Consider the following 2,215-nt stretch of genomic DNA (forward strand, 5'->3'; position numbering starts at 1 on the left):
GCGTCCAGGTCTTATCGGTTCGATAGTTTTTACAAGCAGCTCAAATAATGCTTCGATGATGAGCTTGATCTTTCTTTAGTAAAGGGGACGTTGTTGACAAACAGGACAAGCTGTGATAGGTTGCCCCACAGTTTAAACGGGGAGGTCGTTATGCCGCGGGGGGCCAGATTAGATGCACCGGGAACCTTGCATCATGTGATGATTCGGGGAATCGGGCGACGGACCATCGTCGACGATGACAAGGACCGGGAGGATTTTGTATCCCGACTGGGCAAACTGTCAGAAGAGACGCAAACGGCTGTATACGCCTGGGCGCTGCTGACCAATCATGCCCACATCCTGCTTCGCAGCGGACCGGGCGGCCTTTCAAGCTTTATGCGAAGACTCCTTTCCGGCTATGCCGCCGGTTATAACCGCAGACACAAGCGCTTTGGGCATCTATTTCAAAACCGCTATAAATCCATTATTTGTGAAGAAGACCCTTATTTTAAGGAACTGGTCCGCTACATTCATTTAAACCCTCTGCGGGCCGGAATAGTCGATACGCTGAGCAGGCTGAACCGCTATAAGTGGTGCGGGCATTCGGCCCTGCTGGGTACTCGGAAAAACAGTTGGCAGGACCAGGCGTATGTTCTCAAATGGTTTGGTTCGCGCCAAGGCCCTGCTCGCAAAGCCTATCTTGAATATGTCAGTCAGGGGATAGGCCAGGGGCGGAAGCCGGACCTGGTGGGGGGCGGTTTGATCCGCAGCCTGGGCGGTTGGTCGGCTGTAAAGTCATTACGGAAATCCGGGTTGGTCCAAAAGGGGGACGAACGGATTCTCGGTTCCGGCGACTTTGTAGAAAGTGTATATAGTCAGGCTGAAGAAAAGATCAAATATCAGCTGCCTGCCAAAGAGCTGGAAAAGGAGGCGGCAGCATTAATCGGCCAAAAGTGCAAAGAGTGGAAAATAGAAATAAAATTGATACGATCCGGAAGCCGTTTTGGGGAGCTGTCCAGGCTGCGAGCGTCTCTTGCGATTCAACTGGTAAATGAATTGGGTTTATCATTAGCTGAAAGCGCCCGGCAATTAGGTGTTACCACTTCGGCCGTTGCCAAGATTCTGCGACGTCAAAAGTAGAGTTTGTCCGGCTTGTCAACAACGTTAGAGAAAGAACCGGAAGGGAGCTTACTGGGAGGACCGTTATCATGCGACCGCGGTCGAGTCCGGTGAGCATTTGGTTCAATGCCTCGTTTACATGGATCTTAATATGGCTCGTGCCGCGGTTGTAAAGCACCCTGCCGAAAGGCCGTTCTGTGGATATAATGAAATCCAAGCACCGAAGGAAAGATATGCGCTGATTGATTACAATGGGTTGAAGGGTCTCCTCAATTTCAAGTCGATGGATGAGTTTGGCGTTATAAGGAGGGAAAAATTTTTTAGGTTAGATTTCTGTATATCTCTTTGCGGTGACCAATTTTGACAATCAAAATCAAAAGGATGTCATCTTGAATCTCATACACGATCCGATAATTACCGATACGAACCTTATGAAAAGGATTGCTCCCCTTGAGTTTGGTTGTATTCGGGTTTGGAAGGTTTTCAGCCATGCTATCGATTTTTGCAGCAATGCGCTTCTGGTCGGATTTCGGTATCGATTTAAGCGCTTTTGCGGCAGATCTTTTAAACTCAACCTTATATTTCAAAGTTCGAGTTCCTCTTTCAGCTCTTTCCAGGGAATCGGATCACCTGGCTCTTTTTTTGCCTTCCAGGCATCATCGATATCTATCTGGTCTTCAAATTCCTGTAGCAGTTTTAGTTCCTTAACTGAGACCAAGGCGGCAACAGCTTCGCCACGCCGAGTCAGAACAAACGACTCATTCCCAAAAGCGACCCTATTGATGATATTTGCAAACTTTTTCCTTGCATCGACAGTTGTAATCTTATTAATCATGATAAACACCTCATTTGTACATTTCGTTTTTTTTGTACATATTGTATATTTATCTTATTTGTTTGTCAATTGTCAAAATTTATCATGAATATAGTATCTTATAACATCTATATGGCCTTCGGTTGTCAAGGAAAAACTTCTCCAACAGATCGAAAAAATGAATGCTAATATCTTTCGTCTTCTAATCAGATATCTTGGCAAGCGACTGGTAGTGTATAATCTTTTGTGTAAATTTTAAAATGGTATAAAAAAGGGCGCTTTTCCTTTAAAAGGGTTTTTGGC

Annotated in this window: 3 protein-coding genes; 1 reads left to right on the top strand and 2 read right to left on the bottom strand. The window is 45.9% G+C overall.

Translation table 11 applies throughout. The annotated features are described in order from the left end of the window. The first annotated feature begins 150 nt into the window (after positions 1-150). Positions 151-1,119 (top strand): transposase, encoded by a 969-nt coding sequence (locus P1P89_23175; GenBank protein MDF1594427.1) that lies wholly within the window; start codon positions 151-153, stop codon positions 1,117-1,119. 299 nt (positions 1,120-1,418) lie between these two features. Here the strand turns inward: P1P89_23175 and P1P89_23180 are convergent, their stop codons facing one another. Continuing rightward, the gene (locus P1P89_23180; GenBank protein MDF1594428.1) at positions 1,419-1,685 is read right to left on the bottom strand and encodes a type II toxin-antitoxin system RelE/ParE family toxin; all 267 of its coding nucleotides are present in this window, start codon (positions 1,683-1,685) and stop codon (positions 1,419-1,421) included. Then, on the bottom strand, positions 1,682-1,933 hold the full coding sequence (locus tag P1P89_23185) for a type II toxin-antitoxin system Phd/YefM family antitoxin (protein MDF1594429.1): 252 nt from the start codon (positions 1,931-1,933) through the stop codon (positions 1,682-1,684). Before P1P89_23185 ends, P1P89_23180 begins: the two co-directional genes overlap by 4 nt. Positions 1,934-2,215 lie beyond the last annotated feature (282 nt).

The organism is Desulfobacterales bacterium, assembly GCA_029211065.1.
GTDB lineage: Bacteria > Desulfobacterota > Desulfobacteria > Desulfobacterales > JARGFK01 > JARGFK01.

Bases quoted from the DNA above. Each gene is read 5' to 3' on its own strand.
- P1P89_23185 (MDF1594429.1), bottom strand. From the start codon at position 1,933: ATGATTAATAAGATTACAACTGTCGATGCAAGGAAAAAGTTTGCAAAT.
- P1P89_23175 (MDF1594427.1), top strand. From the start codon at position 151: ATGCCGCGGGGGGCCAGATTAGATGCACCGGGAACCTTGCATCATGTG.